The sequence below is a fragment of the Klebsiella ornithinolytica NBRC 105727 = ATCC 31898 genome (assembly GCF_001598295.1).
In the GTDB taxonomy this organism is placed as follows: Bacteria; Pseudomonadota; Gammaproteobacteria; order Enterobacterales; family Enterobacteriaceae; genus Klebsiella; species Klebsiella ornithinolytica.
The window spans coordinates 142019-161278 of record NZ_BCYR01000005.1 but is presented as its reverse complement, the minus strand read 5'-3'; the positions used below and the strand labels follow the sequence as shown (position 1 = coordinate 161278).

18 protein-coding genes are annotated in these 19260 nt (G+C 55.7%); 14 read left to right on the top strand and 4 right to left on the bottom strand.

Annotated elements, in window-relative coordinates:
• Positions 1-206: 206 nt before the first annotated feature.
• Complete coding sequence (gene xthA / locus ROR01S_RS12335; protein ID WP_015584590.1) at positions 207-1013, bottom strand: exodeoxyribonuclease III; 807 nt, start codon at positions 1011-1013, stop codon at positions 207-209.
• Between the two features lie 446 nt (positions 1014-1459).
• On the opposite strand from xthA, the gene astC reads away from it, so the two are divergent.
• The 6 genes from astC to spy all read left to right on the top strand — a co-directional run bounded on the left by astC (position 1460) and on the right by spy (position 8356).
• Entirely contained in the window at positions 1460-2680 is a 1221-nt protein-coding gene (astC, locus tag ROR01S_RS12330; protein ID WP_004860887.1) for a succinylornithine/acetylornithine transaminase, read from the top strand.
• Entirely contained in the window at positions 2677-3711 is a 1035-nt protein-coding gene (astA, locus tag ROR01S_RS12325; protein ID WP_064359531.1) for an arginine N-succinyltransferase, read from the top strand. The genes astC and astA overlap by 4 nt, the downstream gene beginning before the upstream one ends.
• The gene (gene astD / locus ROR01S_RS12320) at positions 3708-5186 is read left to right on the top strand and encodes a succinylglutamate-semialdehyde dehydrogenase (RefSeq protein WP_064359530.1); all 1479 of its coding nucleotides are present in this window, start codon (positions 3708-3710) and stop codon (positions 5184-5186) included. The genes astA and astD overlap by 4 nt, the downstream gene beginning before the upstream one ends.
• Positions 5183-6517, top strand: a complete 1335-nt coding sequence (gene astB, locus ROR01S_RS12315) for an N-succinylarginine dihydrolase (RefSeq protein WP_064359529.1) — start codon at positions 5183-5185, stop codon at positions 6515-6517. The genes astD and astB overlap by 4 nt, the downstream gene beginning before the upstream one ends.
• Positions 6518-6543: 26 nt before the next feature.
• Positions 6544-7512, top strand: a complete 969-nt coding sequence (gene astE / locus ROR01S_RS12310; RefSeq protein WP_064359528.1) for a succinylglutamate desuccinylase — start codon at positions 6544-6546, stop codon at positions 7510-7512.
• Between the two features lie 361 nt (positions 7513-7873).
• Entirely contained in the window at positions 7874-8356 is a 483-nt protein-coding gene (gene spy / locus ROR01S_RS12305; RefSeq protein ID WP_004860902.1) for an ATP-independent periplasmic protein-refolding chaperone Spy, read from the top strand.
• A gap of 80 nt (positions 8357-8436) precedes the next feature.
• Here spy and cho read toward each other — a convergent pair whose 3' ends face one another.
• Complete coding sequence (cho, locus tag ROR01S_RS12300) at positions 8437-9306, bottom strand: excinuclease Cho (protein WP_015584586.1); 870 nt, start codon at positions 9304-9306, stop codon at positions 8437-8439.
• A gap of 112 nt (positions 9307-9418) precedes the next feature.
• On the bottom strand, positions 9419-10246 hold the full coding sequence (gene nadE, locus ROR01S_RS12295; RefSeq protein WP_064359527.1) for an NAD(+) synthase: 828 nt from the start codon (positions 10244-10246) through the stop codon (positions 9419-9421).
• A gap of 229 nt (positions 10247-10475) precedes the next feature.
• On the opposite strand from nadE, the gene osmE reads away from it, so the two are divergent.
• From osmE to chbG, 7 genes are all read left to right on the top strand, one after another.
• Positions 10476-10814: an osmotically-inducible lipoprotein OsmE gene (gene osmE / locus ROR01S_RS12290; protein WP_004860914.1), complete on the top strand. Its 339-nt coding sequence runs from the start codon at positions 10476-10478 to the stop codon at positions 10812-10814.
• 281 nt (positions 10815-11095) lie between these two features.
• The gene (chbB, locus tag ROR01S_RS12285; RefSeq protein ID WP_004860916.1) at positions 11096-11416 is read left to right on the top strand and encodes a PTS N,N'-diacetylchitobiose transporter subunit IIB; all 321 of its coding nucleotides are present in this window, start codon (positions 11096-11098) and stop codon (positions 11414-11416) included.
• A gap of 169 nt (positions 11417-11585) precedes the next feature.
• Positions 11586-12944: a PTS N,N'-diacetylchitobiose transporter subunit IIC gene (gene chbC / locus ROR01S_RS12280; protein ID WP_004860919.1), complete on the top strand. Its 1359-nt coding sequence runs from the start codon at positions 11586-11588 to the stop codon at positions 12942-12944.
• 52 nt (positions 12945-12996) lie between these two features.
• Entirely contained in the window at positions 12997-13344 is a 348-nt protein-coding gene (chbA, locus tag ROR01S_RS12275) for a PTS N,N'-diacetylchitobiose transporter subunit IIA (RefSeq protein ID WP_004860922.1), read from the top strand.
• Positions 13345-13371: 27 nt separating this feature from the next.
• The gene (gene chbR, locus ROR01S_RS12270; RefSeq protein ID WP_004860924.1) at positions 13372-14196 is read left to right on the top strand and encodes a transcriptional regulator ChbR; all 825 of its coding nucleotides are present in this window, start codon (positions 13372-13374) and stop codon (positions 14194-14196) included.
• A 102-nt stretch (positions 14197-14298) separates the two neighbouring features.
• Positions 14299-15645 (top strand): 6-phospho-beta-glucosidase, encoded by a 1347-nt coding sequence (locus ROR01S_RS12265; RefSeq protein WP_004860928.1) that lies wholly within the window; start codon positions 14299-14301, stop codon positions 15643-15645.
• An 11-nt stretch (positions 15646-15656) separates the two neighbouring features.
• On the top strand, positions 15657-16415 hold the full coding sequence (gene chbG, locus ROR01S_RS12260; protein ID WP_004860933.1) for a chitin disaccharide deacetylase: 759 nt from the start codon (positions 15657-15659) through the stop codon (positions 16413-16415).
• A gap of 88 nt (positions 16416-16503) precedes the next feature.
• On the opposite strand, the gene katE is transcribed toward chbG, so the two are convergent.
• The gene (gene katE / locus ROR01S_RS12255; protein WP_064359526.1) at positions 16504-18759 is read right to left on the bottom strand and encodes a catalase HPII; all 2256 of its coding nucleotides are present in this window, start codon (positions 18757-18759) and stop codon (positions 16504-16506) included.
• A 206-nt stretch (positions 18760-18965) separates the two neighbouring features.
• On the opposite strand from katE, the gene cedA reads away from it, so the two are divergent.
• Positions 18966-19205, top strand: a complete 240-nt coding sequence (gene cedA, locus ROR01S_RS12250) for a cell division activator CedA (protein WP_004860939.1) — start codon at positions 18966-18968, stop codon at positions 19203-19205.
• The last annotated feature ends 55 nt before the right edge of the window (positions 19206-19260 follow it).

Here is a 19260-nt window from a genome sequence, read left to right as displayed (position 1 = left end):
ATTCTGCTTTATGACGGCTTCTTTTCCATGGGGGATCTCCTGTTTTAACCGCGTTCCGTGAACCTCCACCCCGCTTGCCAGGGTGTGCGCGACAGTATAATAAATGGCGAGCTACAACAATGTCTTACCGCGGATTTATTGATTTTGCTCAGGATAAGCGGACTCTCCGCGACCGTCAGGCCGGGAGAGTCGACGGAGAAAACGCGTTACGGTTTGAAGGTGGCCCAGACCGGCGCATGGTCAGACGGTTTTTCCATACCGCGAATGTCGTAATCAATACCGGTTTCTACGCAGCGCTGCGCCAGCGGAGAGCTTGCCAGCAGCAGGTCGATACGCAGACCGCGGTTATCGTCAAAGCCTTTGGAGCGGTAGTCAAACCAGGAGAAGCGATCCTGGTTGTCCGGGTTGGCCTGACGCCAGGTGTCAACCAGACCCCAGTCCAGCAAACGCGCCATCCACTCGCGCTCTTCCGGCAGGAATGAGCACTTACCGGTGCGCAGCCAGCGCTTGCGGTTCTCTTCGCCAATGCCGATGTCAAGGTCGGTTGGGCTGATGTTCATATCGCCCATGATCAGCAGCGGATTATCTTTGTTCAGTTCGCTATCAAGATAGTTTTGCAGGTTCTGGTAGAACGCCGCTTTTGCCGGGAACTTGGTTTCGTGGTCGCGGCTTTCGCCCTGCGGGAAGTAGCCGTTGATCACCGTGACATTCCCGAATGCCGACGGAATTTCCGCCATGATGATGCGGCGCTGGGCCTCTTCGCCATCGTTGGGGAAACCGCGGCGTACGGCGACCGGCGTCTCTTTGGTCAGCAGCGCCACGCCATAGTGCCCTTTTTGACCGTGGTAGAACACGTTGTACCCGAGCTTTGCAACCTCTTCGAGCGGAAACATGTCGTCGTGTACTTTGGTTTCTTGTAAGCCAATGACGTCAGGCTGATGTTTGTCGACGATGGCGGCCAGCTGGTGGGGGCGGGCACGCAGGCCGTTGATATTAAAAGAGAGAAATTTCATAGTCGCTGCCACTGTGCAAGGTGAATAGTGCAGGGATGGTAGCAGAAATTCGCCGGGCTGGCTGCCGGAAGGCATTTTATTGTGCCTGTTGTTCCGATTGGCGTCGCTGACGTAACCCGCGCGCACCATTCTGGCGCAGGCCGCGCTAAAAAAGGGCGGATATCTACGATAAATTTCGTAGAGGATCACAAATACAGAATTATATCTTACCGATGCATAAACTATTTGATTTATTCACTGTTATGGCCGGCGAATAAGATATTTATTCACTATTTATGCATTTATTGTGCATAAAACGAAATCGTAACCTATTGATATTCCTTACTTGACTCTGATTTATGCATTTTCCCCTCTGGCTGGCACGAAGCGTGCAATCTACATTTACAGCGTAATAACCCATAATTTTTAACATTATTCATACTTTTTATTTACCGGAAGAGGTCGATATGTCTCAGTCAATTACGCGTAACAATTTTGATGAATGGATGATGCCGGTCTACGCGCCAGCGGCTTTTATTCCGGTACGCGGTGAAGGTTCACGCCTGTGGGATCAGCAGGGAAAAGAGTATATCGATTTTGCCGGCGGCATTGCGGTGAATGCCCTGGGACATGCTCACCCTCAGCTCATTCGCGCGTTGACGGAACAAGCCGGAAAGTTCTGGCACACCGGCAACGGGTATACCAATGAGCCGGTCCTGCGCCTGGCGAAACAGCTGATTGACGCGACGTTTGCCGATCGCGTTTTCTTCTGTAACTCAGGCGCAGAGGCTAACGAAGCGGCGCTGAAGCTGGCGCGCAAATATGCTCATGACCGTTTCGGCAGCCATAAAAGCGGTATCGTCGCGTTCAAAAATGCCTTCCACGGTCGCACCTTGTTTACCGTCTCCGCGGGCGGCCAGCCGGCCTATTCTCAGGATTTTGCCCCGCTGCCGCCGCAGATCCAGCATGCTGTCTATAACGATCTCGAATCAGCCCGGGCGCTTATCGATGACAATACCTGCGCGGTCATTGTCGAGCCGATGCAGGGCGAAGGGGGCGTGGTGCCAGCCGATCCGGCTTTCCTGCGCGGCCTGCGCGAGCTGTGCGACGCCCATCATGCGCTGTTGATTTTTGATGAAGTCCAGACCGGTGTGGGTCGTACCGGTGAACTGTATGCCTACATGCACTATGGCGTCACGCCGGATGTCCTGTCGACGGCGAAAGCGCTGGGCGGCGGTTTCCCGATTGGCGCGCTGCTGGCAACGGAAGCCTGTGCCAGCGTTATGACCGTCGGGACGCACGGTACCACCTATGGTGGTAATCCGCTGGCCAGCGCGGTGGCCGGCGAAGTGCTGTCGATCGTCAATACGCCGGCGGTACTGAACGGCGTGAAGCAGCGCCACCAGTGGTTTACCGAGAGACTGAACGCCATTAACGCGCGTTATGGTCTGTTTAAGGAGATCCGGGGGCTGGGATTGCTGATCGGCTGCGTCCTCAATGATGCCTGGGCCGGAAAGGCGAAAGCCATCAGTACCCAGGCGGCGGAAGAGGGGCTGATGATTCTGATTGCCGGCGCGAACGTGGTGCGTTTCGCTCCGGCGCTCATTGTGAGTGAGGAAGAGGTCAAAACCGGGCTGGATCGCTTTGAGCTGGCCTGCCAACACTTCCTCGCGGGAGCGTCATCATGATGGTGATTCGTCCTGTAGCCGCCGAAGATCTGGCCGGTCTGATGACCCTGGCCGGTGAAACCGGCGGCGGCCTGACATCGCTGCCTGCCGATGAAAAGACGCTGGCGGCGCGGATTGAACGTTCACAGAAAACCTGGCGAGGGGAGCTGCCAAAAAGCGAACAGGGCTATGTTTTTGTGCTTGAAGAGACCAGCAGCGGCGCGGTGGTGGGGATTTGCGCTATCGAAGTTGCGGTGGGGTTGAACGATCCCTGGTACAACTACCGCGTGGGGACGCAGGTTCATGCCTCGAAAGAGCTGAATGTCTACAATGCGTTGCCGACGCTGTTTCTCAGCAACGATCACACCGGCAGCAGCGAGCTGTGCACGCTGTTTCTCGATCCGGCCTGGCGTAAAGAGGGCAACGGTTATCTGTTGTCGAAATCGCGCTTTATGTTTATGGCCGCGTTCCGCGAACACTTTAATGAAAAAGTGGTGGCGGAGATGCGCGGCGTGATTGATGAACAGGGCTATTCCCCGTTCTGGGAAAGCCTCGGCAAACGCTTTTTCGCCATGGAGTTCTCTCGTGCCGACTACCTGTGCGGGACCGGGCAAAAAGCCTTTATTGCCGCCCTGATGCCGAAGCATCCGCTGTATATCGACTTTCTATCCGATGAGGCGCGCGCGGTGATCGGCGAAGTGCACCCGCAAACGGCGCCGGCACGTGCGGTGCTGGAGAAAGAAGGGTTTCGCTACCGCAACTATATCGACATTTTCGACGGTGGGCCGACGCTGGAGTGCGACATTGACCGGGTACGGGCGATTCGTAAAAGCCGGCTGGTGACCGTTGCGGAAGGGCAGCCCGCACCGGGGGAATGGCCGGTATGCCTGGTTGCCAACGAGCAGTATCTGCAGTTTCGCGCGCTGTTGGTGCACGCCGATCCGGATACCGATCGCCTGCTGTTAAGCGCGCGCGAACTGGATGCCCTGAAATGCCATGTCGGCGACCGGGTGAGACTGGTGCGTCTGATTCCGGAGGAGAAAAAATCATGAGTTTATGGATCAACGGTGACTGGCAGAGCGGACACGGTCCGGCGCGGACAAAAACCAACCCGGTCAGCCAGGCGCTGCTCTGGCAGGGTAACGACGCCGATGCCGGACAGGTGGCGCTGGCGGTCAGTGCCGCGAGACGAGCCTTCCCGACGTGGGCCAGACAGCCGTTCAGCGTCCGTCAGGCGATCGTGGAAAAGTTTGCCGCGCTGCTGGAAGCGAACAAAACAGAGTTAACCGCCATCATTGCCGCGGAAACCGGTAAGCCGCAGTGGGAAGCGGTAACGGAAATCAGCGCGATGATCAACAAAATCGCTATTTCCCTGAAAGCCTACCATAGCCGTACCGGTGAGTCGCAGACGGCTATGGGCGACGGCTCGGCGACGCTGCGTCATCGCCCGCATGGCGTGCTGGCGGTGTTTGGTCCATACAATTTTCCCGGCCATTTGCCCAATGGGCATATTGTGCCGGCGCTGCTGGCGGGGAATACGCTGGTGTTTAAGCCCAGCGAACTGACGCCACACAGCGGCGAGGCGGTGGTGAAGCTATGGGCCGAGGCGGGACTGCCGCCGGGGGTTCTGAACTTGCTGCAGGGCGGACGAGAAACCGGCGAAGCGCTCAGCGCCCAGCCGGATATTGACGGGCTGCTGTTTACCGGCAGCTCGGCGACGGGGTTTCAGCTGCACCGCCAGCTCGCCGGCCAGCCGGAAAAGATTCTCGCGTTGGAAATGGGCGGCAACAATCCGCTGATTGTCGACGACCCGCAGGACATCGATGCGGCGGTACATTTGACCATCCAGTCAGCCTTTATTACCGCCGGACAGCGCTGTACCTGTGCTCGTCGCCTGTTGGTGAAGCGCGGCGAGAAAGGCGATGCGTTTCTTGCCCGTTTGGTGACGGTGTCACAAACTTTGGTGCCCGACGCCTGGGATGCGTCGCCGCAGCCGTTCCTTGGCGGGCTGATCTCGCCCCAGGCGGCGCAAAAGGTTCATCAGGCCTGGCTCGGGCACGTTACTAACGGCGGAAAAACGCTGCTGGAGCCGCGGCTGCTACGGGCCGGAACCTCGTTGCTGACGCCGGGAATCATCGAGCTGACGACGGTGGCGGAAGTCGCCGACGAGGAAGTTTTTGGTCCGCTGCTCAGCGTCTGGCGCTATGACGATTTTGCTGAGGCGATTACTCTCGCGAATGCCACTCGATTTGGGCTTTCCTGCGGGTTGATTTCCGCAGAGCGCGAGAAATTCGACCGTCTGCTGCTGGAGGCGCGGGCCGGAATTGTCAACTGGAACAAACCGCTGACCGGCGCCGCCAGCACCGCACCGTTTGGCGGCGTGGGGGCCTCCGGTAACCACCGTCCGGGAGCGTGGTACGCGGCCGATTATTGCGCGTGGCCGATGGCAAGTCTCGAAACGCCGGAACTGACGCTGCCGGAGACCCTCAGTCCCGGTCTCGACTCCCTGCGAGGTGCCGGACGATGAAAGCCTTTGAGGTAAATTTTGACGGGCTTCCCGGTCTGACCCATCACTACGCCGGACTCTCTTTTGGCAATGAGGCGTCGACACGGCATCGCTATCGGGTATCGAACCCGCAGCTGGCGGCGAAGCAGGGGCTGAAAAAGATGAAGGCGCTGGCGGATGCCGGCTATCCCCAGGCCGTCATTGCGCCACAGGAACGGCCGAATGTTCCCCTGCTGCGCCAGCTTGGATTCAGCGGCAGCGATCCGCAGGCCATCGAGAAGGCGGCCCGCCAGGCGCCGGATCTGCTGTCGGCGGTGAGCTCGGCTTCGTCAATGTGGGTGGCCAACGCGGCGACGGTTTCACCTTCCGCCGATTCGCTGGATGGCCGGGTTCACCTGACCGTGGCCAATCTTAACGATAAATTCCACCGCGCCAGCGAAGCGCCAACGACCGAGGCGCTGCTGCGCGCGATCTTCCCCGATGAGCAGCGCTTTGCTATCCATCCTCCTCTACCGCAGGTGGCGCTGTTTGGCGATGAAGGGGCGGCGAACCATAACCGCCTCGGTGGCGAGTATGGCGCGCCGGGTCTGCAGCTTTTTATTTACGGTCGTCAGCAGGGCGGCGAGGGAGAAAGCCCGCAGCGCTACCCGGCACGGCAGACGCTGGAAGCCAGTCAGGCGGTTGCGCGCCTGAATCAGGTTAACCCGCGGCAGGTGATTTTTGCCCGACAGAATCCGGCGGTGATTGATAAAGGGGTATTTCACAACGATGTGATTGCGGTGAGTAATCGCCAGGTGCTGTTTTGCCATGAGCAGGCGTTCGTCGATCAGCCGCAGCTGATGCGCCAGCTTGCCGGGCAGGTTGCCGGGTTTACGCCCGTTATCGTACCGACTCAGGCGGTGACGGTAGAAGAGGCGGTGGCGACCTATCTGTTTAACAGTCAGTTGCTGAGTAAGCCCGATGGAACGATGCGGCTGATTCTCCCTCAGGAGGCACAGGAACATCCTGGCGTCTGGCGCTACCTGAATACGCTTCTGGCCGCAGATAATCCGATTGATGAACTGCAGGTTTACGATCTGCGCGAAAGTATGGCGAACGGCGGGGGGCCGGCCTGTCTACGCCTGCGAGTGGTGTTGACGGAGGCGGAGCTGCGGGCGGTGAATCCGGCGGTGTTGATGAACGAGGCGCTGTTTGTGACCCTCAATGACTGGGTCGATCGCTACTATCGCGATCGTCTCACCCAGGCGGATCTGGCGGATCCACAACTGCTGAACGAAGGTCGCGAGGCGCTCGATCGGCTGACGCAAATCCTGCAGCTGGGTTCCGTTTATCCGTTCCAGCAGTCGCTGTGACTCAGTTTTCGTTTCAAGGAGGCGTCGTGGACGACTTTCTGGCATTAACTCTGGCGGGGCGTTTGCCTCACCATTTTCATGGCGAAACGGCGCATTTTCGCTGGCACTGGCTGGACTGCGGGGTGTTGCAATTGACTCCGCATGCGCGCTGCGAGCGTTCGCTGGTTCTGTCCGCGGGTATCCACGGCAATGAAACCGCTCCGGTGGAGATGACCCATCTGCTGCTACAGCAGCTGTTTAGCGGTGAGCTGCCGCTGCACTGGCGGCTGCTGGTGATCTTTGGCAACCCGCTCGCGCTGCGGGAAAATAAGCGCTACCGCGACAGCGACATGAACCGGATGTTTGGCGGGCGCTGGCAGCGTTTTCCCGTCAGCGACGAGACGGCCAGAGCGCGTCAGCTGGAGCAGGTACTGACGCGGTTTTATGGCGCCGGCACGGGCAGCCGCTGGCACCTTGATTTACATACCGCGATACGCGGATCGCTGCATACGCGCTTTGGCGTGCTTCCGGCGCGGGAAACTCCGTGGGATGACGGGTTTTTAAGTTGGCTGGGAGGTGCCGGGCTGGAGGCGCTGGTCTTCCATCAGCAGCCGGCGGGGACATTCACCCACTTCAGCTGCGAACGCTTTGCTGCGCTCTCCTGTACCCTGGAACTTGGTAAGGCGTTACCGTTTGGCGCTAACAATCTGACGCAATTTAACGTCACCCAACGGGCGCTAATGCGTTTGCTGGTGGGCGATCTGACGGTCGTTGACGCCGATCCGGCGCCGCTGCGCTATCGGGTGGTGCAGCAAATTACCCGTCATAGCGATAATTTTCATCTCTGTATGTCGGATCAGACGCTCAATTTTACCGCCTTTCCTGGCGGAACCTTGCTCGCCGAAGATGGTGATACCCGCTATGTGGTAGAAAAGGCACAGGAGTTTGTTCTGTTTCCTAACCCGTCCGTGGCGCGGGGGCTGCGGGCCGGGTTGATGCTGGAGCGTTTATCGTAGCCGCTCGCCGAATATTCTGCCGCTCATTCGGGCGGCCGTTTAATTTTGTATAGTCACCTCCTGTGCATAATTTTATTTTTTCGTGCGCGGGGGGCTGATTGCAGATTATTCCTGGATAAATGCTTTGTTTTTAATCTCTGCTGCTTTATAATCCATCAAAACCAATAAAAAACAATGCGTTATATATTTTTTGTTGCAATTCCCTCCTTAATTTCCTTATTTTCTCCACAATTGGTGAGAAAATGTTTTTTACACTTTCATTGTTTTACTCTTGCTCTGACTAATTGACGATAAACGTCGTAAAGTTTATCTCGTCAACACGGCAACACGCCGTAAGAATAACTTAAAGTAAGGACTGGATATGAAGAAGATTACTGCTCTGTTTGTTGCCTCTACACTGGCTCTGGGTGCCGCTAACCTGGCTCACGCTGCTGATACCACCGCGGCTCAGCCTGAAAGCAAACCGATGATGCACCATAAAGGTATGCATGGCGGCCAGCACGAAATGATGTTCAAGGGGCTCAATCTGACCGATGCGCAAAAACAGCAGATCCGCGACATCATGAAGGGCCAGCGCGAAAACATGAAACGTCCGTCCCTGGACGAACGCCGCGCGATGCATGAGCTGATCGCCAGCGATACCTTCGATAAAGCGAAAGCGGAAGCGCAGATCGATAAAATGGAAGCGCAGCATAAAGCGATGGCGCTTTCCCGTATGGAAACCCAGAACAAGATTTACAACATTCTGACGCCGGAACAGAAAAAACAGTTCAATGCGAATTTTGAGAAGCATCTGACAGATCGCAAAGCGCCAGAAGGTAAAATGCCTGCACCAGCTGAATAACTCAGCGCTATGAATGAAGACCGCCGGTCTTGCCCAACATCGCCGTCAGGCATTGGGCAGGACCGGCGGTTTTTTTTGTGCTAGCGAGGGGAGAGCGGATGCAGCGTAAAGCGACCGCTCAGCAGCGGTTTGCAGAGAATTTTGTAGCCGTCATGATCAAAACCGGCCGGCTGGCGCGTTAAGGTCTCGGCCTGCTCCAGCGTCTCGACCGATCCCAGCCACAGCCAGTTATGAATGACGTGATAGTGGGTGAGGTCCGGGCCTTTCTCCTCCAGCGCGACGGCCCCAGGCCACGGCCAGCACACCAGCTGCATCTGCGCCATCCGGGCGCGGAGTCTTTCATGATGTGCGGCAAGACTTTCCCGACCGCAGCAGGCGCCGGCGCAACGCCCCAGCGCGTGTCGGAAACAGGCGCGGCCCGGAGTAAGCGTCTCCAGTCCCAGCAGCCCGTAGCAAAGATGATGTTCGTCAGCGAGGGTTTTCAGCGCCTGCAGCGCTGCCCGCCGGTTTGCAAACAGGCCATACAGATGATTGTGGTGGGAAAAATCAACCTCGCGGGCGTACACCACCTGCGGGCGGATGTCTTCCAACAGCAACGAGCAGAGCTGCTTATTACGCCGCAGGCGTTTATTAAACAGCGGCTGACGTTCTTTAATCAGCTGCGCCTCCAGCAGCAGCGCGCCCAGCTCTCCCGCGGTACGTTGCCAGCTGATGCTTCGCGCCTGACGCAGCATGGCCGCCTCTTCGGGAGTACGCAGGTGCGACAGCACCCGACTGCGGAGATTCACGCTCTTACCGATATACAGCGGGAGCGTATCGCTCTCGCCGTGAAACAGATACACGCCCGGCAGATTAGGCAGTGCCTCGACCCACGGACGCAGATGTTCGGGATATTCATAGATAGCCGCGGCGTCGAATTCCAGACGCGGGGCAGATTGCCTTCTCACCACACGGGCTCCTGATGCTGGTTATATATCCAGTATAACAGGGCGTGCAGGCAGCGAAAAGTGCAAAAAATAACCCCGGCGATGGCCGGGGTCAGAGAAATGCGGGGAGAGCGCGTTATTTTTTCCAGAAGTCATCGAAAACGGTGATCGGCGTCCGGCGCTTATGCTCGGTTTTCAGATACCAGCCTTCAATAATTCGGGCGATGCTCGCATCCAGCGTTTTACCTTCCAGATAGTCATCAATATTGTCGTAGGTTACGCCCAGCGCAGCTTCGTCCGGCAGCGATGGGCGATCGTCTTCCAGATCGGCGGTCGGCAGCTTCTTATACAGATGCTCCGGGCAGCCCAGCAGCGCCAGCAGCTGCTTGCCCTGGCGCTTATTGAGACGGAAGATGGGGTTGATATCCGTGCCGCCGTCTCCGTACTTGGTAAAGAAGCCGGTAATCGCCTCCGCCGCATGGTCAGTGCCTACCACCACGCCGTGGGTCATCCCGGCAATACTGTATTGTGCTTTCATGCGTTCACGGGCTTTCTCATTGCCGCGAACAAAGTCGCTGAGCTCAATCCCGGCTACTCGCAATGCCTGCTCGCTGGCCAGTACCGCACCTTTAATATTCACCGTCAGCACCCGATCCGGTTGGATGAAGGCGATCGCATCCTGGCAATCTTGTTCATCCGCCTGGACACCGTAAGGCAGGCGTACGGCAATAAACTGCAGCTTTTCATCGCCGGTTTCGGCACGCAGTTCATTAATGGCCTGCTGACAAAGTTTGCCTGTCAGGGTTGAATCCTGGCCGCCGCTGATTCCCAGAACCAGTGACTTAATAAAAGGGTAGGTCTGCAAGTACGACTTCAAAAAGTCCACGCTGCGGCGAATTTCACCCTCAGCATCGATCTGGGGCTTCGCGCCCAGCGCCTGAATAATTTCTTGTTGTAGCGTCATCGCGCCCTCCGGAAAGTGAATCTGTTTGGCTGCCAGTAGGGGTTAAAGCTACCTCTTTGCCGGGAAAACGACAAGGATCACAGAATTGAGTGGCGCAAAAGAGAGCAATCAATGACATAGGATTTTTTTATTAGAAAAAGCTTAAATTTGCTCCTTTTGTACCTTCGGCTTGAAAAATAACGGTATTTATTCCAGGCTTATTAACACGCAGAAGAAAAGAGGACGCAATATGAACAAGAATTTAGCAGGATTTCTGGGCGCAGCAGCAGTTTTGACCATGCTGGCAGGGTGTACGGCTTACGATCGTACCGCCGACCAGTTCACTCAACCGGTCGTCAAAGATGTCAAAAAAGGGATGACCCGGTCACAGGTTTTACAGATTGCAGGTAAACCGTCTTCTGAGGTCACCATGATCCACGCACGTGGAACCTGCCAGACCTATATCCTGGGTCAACGAGATGGTAAACTTGAAACCTACTTTGTTGCCCTCGACGATACCGGTCGCGTCATGAACTCCGGCTACCAGACCTGTGCGGAGTACGATACCGACCCGCGCAACAGCAAGTAATGCAACATGCTGAGATCTACGAAAGCCCGACCACTGGTCGGGTTTTTTTATGACCGCTAATGCTTATTTAATTGCGCGAATTATTTGGGGGAAATGTGAAGGTAGTCAAAACACGAGGTCAATGAGAGACAATTTTGATTAACCAGGAATTATCCAGGCCCCGCACGATGCCGTATACTCAATGCATAAACAATACTAATTGAATGATTACCTGTCTTAACCGGCTGTCAGACATCAGATGATACTGAAGCCGCCAGGTCTTACAAATTGAGGAAGCGCTCATGGAAAAGAAACACATCTATTTGTTTTGCTCGGCTGGAATGTCTACTTCACTGCTGGTCTCTAAAATGCGTGCACAGGCCGAAAAATATGAAGTGCCGGTCATCATTGAGGCCTATCCTGAGACACTTGCTGGAGAAAAAGGCCCTGAAGCCGATGTCGTATTATTAGGTCCACAAATTGCGTATATGCTTCCAGAAATTCAGCGGCTGTTACCGAATAAGCCGGTGGAAGTTATCGACTCTGTGCTTTATGGCAAAGTCGATGGGTTAGGTGTACTGAAAGCGGCCGTTGCGGCCATTAAGAAAGCTGCTGCACAATAATTTAATTTTAAAACTCAATATCTTTTTGTTTTTCGCTGAATCAACAGTGCGTTAAAGCATTATCTGATTTTCCTGAATAGCGAAAGGTGAGAGTTTATTTTCCCGTCAAAGAGTAATTTCATACATCTATGCCGTAATGATTCGATTACGGCTTTTAAGGGTATTTGCTATGAGCAAAGTGATTGACTCGCTTGAAAAGGTACTCCTTCCTTTTGCAGTTAAAATAGGAAAGCAACCGCACATTAATGCGATTAAAAACGGCTTTATTAAATTAATGCCGCTGACCCTCGCGGGGGCCATGTTCGTATTAATCAACAACGTTTTTCTGAGCTTTGGTGAAGGTTCTTTCTTCTATTCAATGGGTATTCGCCTGGATGGCTCGACCATTGAAACGTTAAATGGCTTTAAGGCTATCGGCGGCAACGTTTATAACGGGACGTTAGGGATAATGTCGCTGATGGCGCCGTTCTTTATCGGCATGGCGCTGGCTGAAGAGCGCAAAGTCGATCCGCTGGCCGCGGGGCTGTTATCGGTCGCTGCCTTTATGACCGTTACACCTTACAGCGTAGGCGAGGCCTATGCGGTCGGCGCAAACTGGCTGGGTGGGGCAAACATCATCTCGGGCATGATTATTGGCCTGCTGGTGGCGGAAATGTTCACCTTTGTTATCCGTCGCAACTGGGTTATTACCCTGCCGGACAGCGTACCGGCCTCGGTATCGCGCTCATTCTCTGCGCTGATTCCGGGCTTCCTGATCCTCTCCGTATTCGGCATTATCTCCTGGCTGTTGGCCAACCATGGCAGCAACTTCCACCAGATCATCATGGACTCCATCTCCAGACCGCTGGCGTCGATGGGCAGCGTGGTGGGCTGGGCCTACGTTATCTTTAACTCCCTGCTGTGGTTCTTCGGCGTACACGGGTCTCTGGCGCTGACCGCGCTGGACAACGGCATCATGACTCCGTGGGCGCTGGAAAACATCGCGCTGTACAACCAGTACGGTTCCGTTGAAGCCGCTATCGCTGCGGGCAAAGAGTTCCACTTCTGGGCCAAACCGATGCTGGACTCCTACATCCTGCTGGGTGGTTCCGGGGCCACGCTCGGTCTGATTATCGCCATCTTCATCGGCTCACGCCGCGCAGATCATCGTCAGGTGGCTAAACTGGCGCTGCCGTCAGGCATCTTCCAGATTAACGAGCCGATTCTGTTTGGTCTGCCGATTATTATGAACCCGGTGATGTTTATCCCGTTCGTCCTGATTCAGCCGATTCTGGCCGCGATTACGCTGGCTGCTTACTCGATGGGAATTATCCCGCCGGTGACCAACCTGGCGCCGTGGACCATGCCTACCGGCCTCGGGGCATTCTTCAACAGTAACGGGAGTATCGCTGCACTTTGCGTGGCGCTGTTCAACCTGTGTGTGTCGGTGCTGGTTTACCTGCCGTTCGTCGCGGTCTCCAACAAGGCACAGGCGGTTATTGAAGAGCAGGAAAGCGAAGAAGATATCGCTAACGCGCTGAAATTCTGATGTCGAGCGGTACGGGAGCTTTCCTGTACCGCCTGAGAAATGAGGAAATACTATGTTTGATCTGGATAATATCGAAGCGGTTGACGCACCTGAAAATGACCTCGAAGAGGTGGTGATGGGGCTGATTATCAACTCCGGACAGGCCCGTAGCCTGGCATATGCTGCACTTAAGCAGGCCAAGCAGGGCGATTTTGCCGCTGCTAAAAACATGATGGAGCAGTCGCGAATGGCGCTGAGCGAAGCGCATCGCGTGCAGACGCAGCTCATTGAAAGCGATGAAGGCGAAGGCAAAATGAAGGTCAGTCTGGTACTGGTTCATGCGCAGGATCATCTGATGACCTCAATGCTGGCGCGCGAGCTGGTTGCCGAATTGATTGAGCTGCACGAGAAGGTACAATAGGCCATCAACACGATGAGGCAGCCAAAGATGATAACCACCGAGATCAGTACCGCACGGGAACAACAGCTTTTCAACGGGAAAAATTTTCATGTGGTTATCTATAACAAAACGGAAAGCGTAAGCGGGCTTCACCAGCATGATTATTACGAGTACACCATCGTTTTAACCGGGCGCTATTATCAGGAAATCAATGGCAAACGGGTGTTGCTGGAGCGCGGGGATTTTGTCTTTATCCCGATGGGGTCGCACCACCAGAGTTTTTATGCTTTTGGCGCGACTCGCATTCTTAACGTTGGCATCAGCAAAAGTTTCTTTGAGAAACACTATCTGCCGCTGCTGCCGTTTGGTCTGGTTGCTTCGCAGGTCTATGCGGTAAAAAGCACCTTTCTCAGCTACATCGAGTCGGTTATCGCTTCGCTGAACTTTCGCGAAACTGAGTTTGACGAATTTATTGAGCTGGTCTCGTTTTATACCATTAACCGTTTACGGCATTATCGCGAGGAGCCGGTGCAGGATGTCATTCCGCAATGGCTGAAAAATACCGTCGAGGATATGCACGATAAACTGAAGTTTGGTGAAGGCGCGCTGGAGAATATGGTCGCGCTCTCCGGGAAAACCCAGGAATATTTAACCCGGGCAACCCAACGCTATTATGGTAAAACGCCGATGCAGATTATCAATGATATTCGCATCAATTTCGCCAAGAAGCAGCTGGAAATCACCAACTACTCGGTCACCGATATTGCTTACGAATCGGGGTACAGCAGCCCAAGTTTGTTTATTAAAACATTCAAGAAGCTGACCTCATTTACGCCAAGCAATTACCGAAAACAACTGACCAGCATTAATTAACCGGAGCGGATTGTTCCGCGCCAGGACATATTCAATTTAACTTTCCGCCTCCAGGCGGAGGGTGGGCTACGTACAATTCGTAGTGCCCCAAGGGAGAATATAATGAGCCAGAAATTAAAAATTGTCACTATCGGCGGCGGCAGCAGCTATACCCCGGAATTACTGGAAGGGTTTATCAAGCGTTATCACGAACTGCCGGTAACGGAATTGTGGCTGGTTGATGTAGAAGAAGGGCAGGAGAAACTCGATATTATCCATGCGCTGTGCCAGCGTATGGTGGAAAAAGCGGGCGTTCCGATGAAGGTCTACAAAACGCTGGATCGCCGCGCCGCGCTGGAAGGGGCTCATTTCGTCACCACACAGCTGCGGGTTGGCCAGCTGAAGGCGCGTGAAAAAGATGAACGCATTCCGCTCAGCCACGGCTACCTCGGTCAGGAGACTAACGGCGCCGGCGGTCTGTTTAAAGGTCTGCGTACCATTCCGGTGATTTTTGATATCGTGAAGGATGTACAGGAGATCTGCCCGGATGCCTGGATCATCAACTTTACCAACCCGGCGGGGATGGTGACCGAGGCGGTCTATCGCCACACCAACTTTAAGCGCTTTATCGGCGTGTGTAATATTCCGATCGGCATGAAAATGTTTATCACCGATGTGCTGCAGCTGACGCCGGAAGATGAACTGAATATCGACCTGTTTGGTCTTAATCACCTGGTGTTCGTTCGCGATGTGCTGGTGAATGGCAAATCGCGCTTCGACGAGCTACTCGATGGCGTAGCCTCCGGTACCCTGAGCGCCAACTCGGTGAAAAACATCTTCGATTTACCGTTCAGCGAAGGGCTGATCCGCTCGCTGCGCCTGATTCCGTGCTCCTATCTGCTCTATTACTTTAAACCAAAAGAGATGCTGGCCATCGAAATGGGCGAGTATTACAAAGGCGGCGCCCGCGCCCAGGTGGTGCAGAAGGTCGAAAAACAGCTGTTTGAGCTGTATAAAAACCCGGATCTGAAGGTGAAACCAAAAGAGCTGGAGCAGCGCGGCGGCGCCTATTACTCCGATGCGGCCTGTGAAGTGATCAATGCTATCTACAATGACAAGCAGACCGAGCACTACGTGAATATCCCGCATCATGGCCATATTGATAATATTCCGGCGGACTGGGCGGTGGAAATGACCTGCACCCTCGGCAGTGCAGGGGCGACGCCGACGCCGCGCATCAGCCATTTCGATGAGAAAGTGCTGGGGCTGATTTATACCATCAAAGGTTTTGAAGTGGCGGCCAGCCAGGCCGCGATCAGCGGCGAACTGAACGACGTACTGCTGGCGCTCAATTTGAGTCCGCTGATTCACTCTGACCGCGATGCCGAGCAGCTGGCGCGCGAAATGATCCTCGCGCACGAAAGGTGGCTGCCAAACTTTGCCGCGACAATCGAGAAACTGAAAGCGTAACGGGAGAGCTGATGGAACGCGTGTTAATCGTTAATGCCGACGATTTTGGCCTGAGTAAAGGTCAGAACTACGGCATTATTGAAGCCTGTAAAAATGGCCTGGTCACCTCGACAACGGCGCTGGTTAACGGGGCGGCGATTAGCCATGCGGCTCAGCTGAGCCGCTGCGTGCCGGAGCTGGGGGTCGGGATGCATTTTGTCCTGACTCTGGGCGAGCCTTTATCGGCGATGCCGGGTCTGACCCGCGAGGGGCGTCTGGGGAAATGGATCTGGCAAATGGCGGAAGAGGATAGCCTGCCGCTGGATGAAATTGCGCATGAGCTGGAGTGCCAGTATCGCCGGTTTATCGCGCTGTTTGGCTGCGAGCCGACGCATATCGACAGCCATCACCACGTGCATATGATCGCCCGGATTTATCCCATTGTTGCGGCATTTGCCCGCGAGAAGGGGGTGGCGCTGCGTATTGACCGTCAGGTCGCTGAGCGTGATGACCTGGCGCAGGATGCCGCGCGCAGCAGCGACGGTTTTACCAGCGAGTTTTACGGCGAGGCCATCTCGGAGGCGCTGTTTTTACAAACCCTGGATGCCTCTATCCAGCGGGGCGAATCGTCTCTGGAAGTGATGTGCCATCCGGCGTTTGTGGATAACACCATTATGGGCAGCGCCTATTGTTACCCGCGGCTGGCAGAGCTGGAGGTGCTGACCTCGGCATCACTCAAGTACGCGGTTGCCGAGCGCGGGTACCGTTTAGGGACTTACCGCGACGTTTAACGCGGGCGGAGGGGAAGCACACGGCTTCCCCTGATTGCACCCGTGCGTCGGAGATCCGGCGAGGGGGATCCCGCGCCGTCCTTTTCTGTCAGGCCGGAATCGCCGCCGTTTTGCCGGCGCGCGACCACACCCGATGCGCGGCCATCAGCGTGAACAGCGTATCCATCGCCGGAGCGTCAATGGCGTCCGCCTCGACAAGTCCTTCCTCCCCCTGAGTGGCGACCTGCAGCAGAGCCTTAAACTGGCGCCCGTCGCCCGCCAGCACGATCGGTTTTAAATGCTTATAGGCCTCCAGCAGGTAGTAATGTAGCTCCCCGCTGTTGCTGAGAAGGGACATGTCGCCACCCGGGACGATGACCGCATCGACCGTCAGCGATGGCGAGCCGCTAAAGGTCCCGGAGATGGGCAGCCGCGTGCCGTCATCGGCAATCACTTCCCCCATCCGTGAATAAAGCAATCGGGGATGAACCCCTTTCGCCTTCAGGGATTGCAGCAGGGTCAGCACATCCTGCGCTGCCGGGCGCTCGTTGAGCAGCACGGCGACGACGCGGCCCTTGATCTCCCCGCCGGGGATGGCATACAGGCTCAGGCTGGGATCCTTTTTCACCCCGTTCACGTCCGGCGGCGGGGTAATCTTGCACTGTTCGTCGCTCAGCGCGATGCCTGAATTTTTGCCGACGGCCTGCGCCAGCGGGATATCGATGTGCGCCAGCTGATCGACCACCCGTTCGCGGATCCATACCCGGACAACTTTGCTTAACTCGAAGCTAAAGGCATCAATAATATGCTGCTGCTCAACCGGGGTCTGGCTGCGCCAGAACAGCAGCGGGTGGGCGTAATACTCGGCGAACGAGGGGCTACGCTGGCGAATTTTCTCACCGTCGACGCGTTCAGCGTACGACTCAAAACCGCCGCGCTTAGGGGCCGGTGGCGTTTCGCGCGGCCAGTTATCGTTGATCGAGTTTGGCTCGTAGTTGGCGGGGTTGGTATCAATATCCATCCGGTGCATGCCATCGCGCTGGAAGTTGTGATACGGGCAGGTGGGTTTATTAATCGGGATTTCATGGAAATTAGGCCCACCCAGCCGGCTGATCTGGGTATCGGTATACGAAAATAGCCGCCCCTGCAGTAACGGGTCGTTGCTGAAATCTATCCCCGGTACGATATGGCCTGGATGGAACGCCGCCTGTTCGTTTTCGGCAAAGAAGTTATCCGGGTTGCGGTTAAGCACCATTTTCCCGACCCTCTGTACCGGGACCAGCGCTTCGGGGATCAGCTTAGTGGGATCCAGCAGATCGAAGTCAAACGCCTGTTCATCCTCTTCCGGGATCAGCTGCAGACCCAGCTCATACTCCGGATAATCGCCGGCTTCTATCGCTTCCCACAGATCGCGGCGATGGAAATCCGGATCCCGACCGGTCAGCTTTTGCGACTCATCCCAGAGCAAAGAGGCTTTACCGGCCACCGGTTTCCAGTGAAAACGAACAAAGGTAGCCTTACCTTCGGCATTGATCAGGCGGAAGGTGTGAATACCAAATCCTTCCATGGTGCGATAGCTGCGCGGTATGCCGCGATCGGACATTGCCCACATCACGTTATGTAACGTTTCCGGCTGTAGAGAGACGTAATCCCAGAAGGTGTCGTGAGCGCTTTGTCCCTGCGGGATAGCCCAGTGTGGTTCCGGCTTCACCGCATGAACGAAATCGGGGAATTTCAGCGCATCCTGGATGAAGAAGATCGGCGTGTTGTTCCCGACGAGGTCAAAAATGCCTTCATCGGTATAAAATTTAGTGGCGAAGCCGCGAATATCGCGCACCGTATCGGCCGAGCCGGCGCCGCCCTGGACGGTAGAGAAACGGACGAATACCGGGGTTTTCCTCGCGGGATCGCAGAGAAAATCCGCTTTCGTCACGTCGCGCAGGCTGCGATAGGACTGAAAATAGCCGTGCGCCGCCGACCCGCGCGCATGGACGATTCGCTCCGGGATCCGCTCATGGTCAAAGTGGGTTATTTTTTCACGCAGAATAAAGTCTTCCAGCAGCGTGGGGCCCCGGTTCCCCGCGCGGAGCGAATTCTGATCGTCGGCAATCCGTACCCCTTGATTGGTGGTCAGGGGGACGTTTTCGCTGCCTTTGCGCTGGTGAGCCAGCGCGTCAAGTTTGCTGCTGTGGATATCGGGCGCTTTGAGGCTTCCCGGCGCGCTGGGTTCTTCTCCGGGAGCCGTGGGATGCGGCGTCGGGCGCCATGATTGATCGCCCGGAGCCAGAGCGTCCAGTCCGGGTTGTGATTCGCTGCCGTCATGAGGCGCTTTGTGGTTTTGTGGTTTATGGTTCTGATCAGACATTGCTCGTCTCCTGTTTTCATTACTGAAAAATGGTCGTTGCGGTACCAAAACCCTTCTAACTATAGAGCATCTCACCAGATGAGCCGGCAGGAGGCGTGAAAACTATTGCCCGGCGGGCAGAACACACGTAAGGGGCGACGAAAGGCAGGGCAATCGGCTATGATAGCTGTTTCTGTTTCCCGCTTTGTTTAGTGAATCTATTGGTTATGAAAACACTTCGCCAACAAAACCGCCCTGTCATTAGCTACGTGCCTCGGGTGGAGCCCGCCCCTCCGGAACACGCCGTCAAAATGGACGGTTTTCGCGATGTGTGGCTGTTGCGCGGCAAGTATGTCGCCTTTGTGCTGATGGGCGAACATTTCCGCCGCTCGCCAGCGTTTAGCGTCCCGGAAGCGGCGCAGCGCTGGGCCATGCAGATGCGCCAGGAAGGCGAAATCACCTCATGAGAGGGTAGCGAGAAATAAAAAAAACCGCAGATGGCTATCTGCGGTTTTTTTGTGC

What these genes read in the sequence shown, in the direction of transcription:
- chbG (WP_004860933.1), top strand. Translation starts at nt 15,657, where the DNA reads ATGGAACGCGTGTTAATCGTTAATGCCGACGATTTTGGCCTGAGTAAA.
- chbC (WP_004860919.1), top strand. Translation starts at nt 11,586, where the DNA reads ATGAGCAAAGTGATTGACTCGCTTGAAAAGGTACTCCTTCCTTTTGCA.
- chbR (WP_004860924.1), top strand. Translation starts at nt 13,372, where the DNA reads ATGATAACCACCGAGATCAGTACCGCACGGGAACAACAGCTTTTCAAC.
- chbB (WP_004860916.1), top strand. Translation starts at nt 11,096, where the DNA reads ATGGAAAAGAAACACATCTATTTGTTTTGCTCGGCTGGAATGTCTACT.
- ROR01S_RS12265 (WP_004860928.1), top strand. Translation starts at nt 14,299, where the DNA reads ATGAGCCAGAAATTAAAAATTGTCACTATCGGCGGCGGCAGCAGCTAT.
- katE (WP_064359526.1), bottom strand. Translation starts at nt 18,759, where the DNA reads ATGTCTGATCAGAACCATAAACCACAAAACCACAAAGCGCCTCATGAC.
- spy (WP_004860902.1), top strand. Translation starts at nt 7,874, where the DNA reads ATGAAGAAGATTACTGCTCTGTTTGTTGCCTCTACACTGGCTCTGGGT.
- xthA (WP_015584590.1), bottom strand. Translation starts at nt 1,013, where the DNA reads ATGAAATTTCTCTCTTTTAATATCAACGGCCTGCGTGCCCGCCCCCAC.
- cedA (WP_004860939.1), top strand. Translation starts at nt 18,966, where the DNA reads ATGAAAACACTTCGCCAACAAAACCGCCCTGTCATTAGCTACGTGCCT.
- astD (WP_064359530.1), top strand. Translation starts at nt 3,708, where the DNA reads ATGAGTTTATGGATCAACGGTGACTGGCAGAGCGGACACGGTCCGGCG.
- astB (WP_064359529.1), top strand. Translation starts at nt 5,183, where the DNA reads ATGAAAGCCTTTGAGGTAAATTTTGACGGGCTTCCCGGTCTGACCCAT.
- astC (WP_004860887.1), top strand. Translation starts at nt 1,460, where the DNA reads ATGTCTCAGTCAATTACGCGTAACAATTTTGATGAATGGATGATGCCG.
- nadE (WP_064359527.1), bottom strand. Translation starts at nt 10,246, where the DNA reads ATGACGCTACAACAAGAAATTATTCAGGCGCTGGGCGCGAAGCCCCAG.
- astA (WP_064359531.1), top strand. Translation starts at nt 2,677, where the DNA reads ATGATGGTGATTCGTCCTGTAGCCGCCGAAGATCTGGCCGGTCTGATG.
- chbA (WP_004860922.1), top strand. Translation starts at nt 12,997, where the DNA reads ATGTTTGATCTGGATAATATCGAAGCGGTTGACGCACCTGAAAATGAC.
- osmE (WP_004860914.1), top strand. Translation starts at nt 10,476, where the DNA reads ATGAACAAGAATTTAGCAGGATTTCTGGGCGCAGCAGCAGTTTTGACC.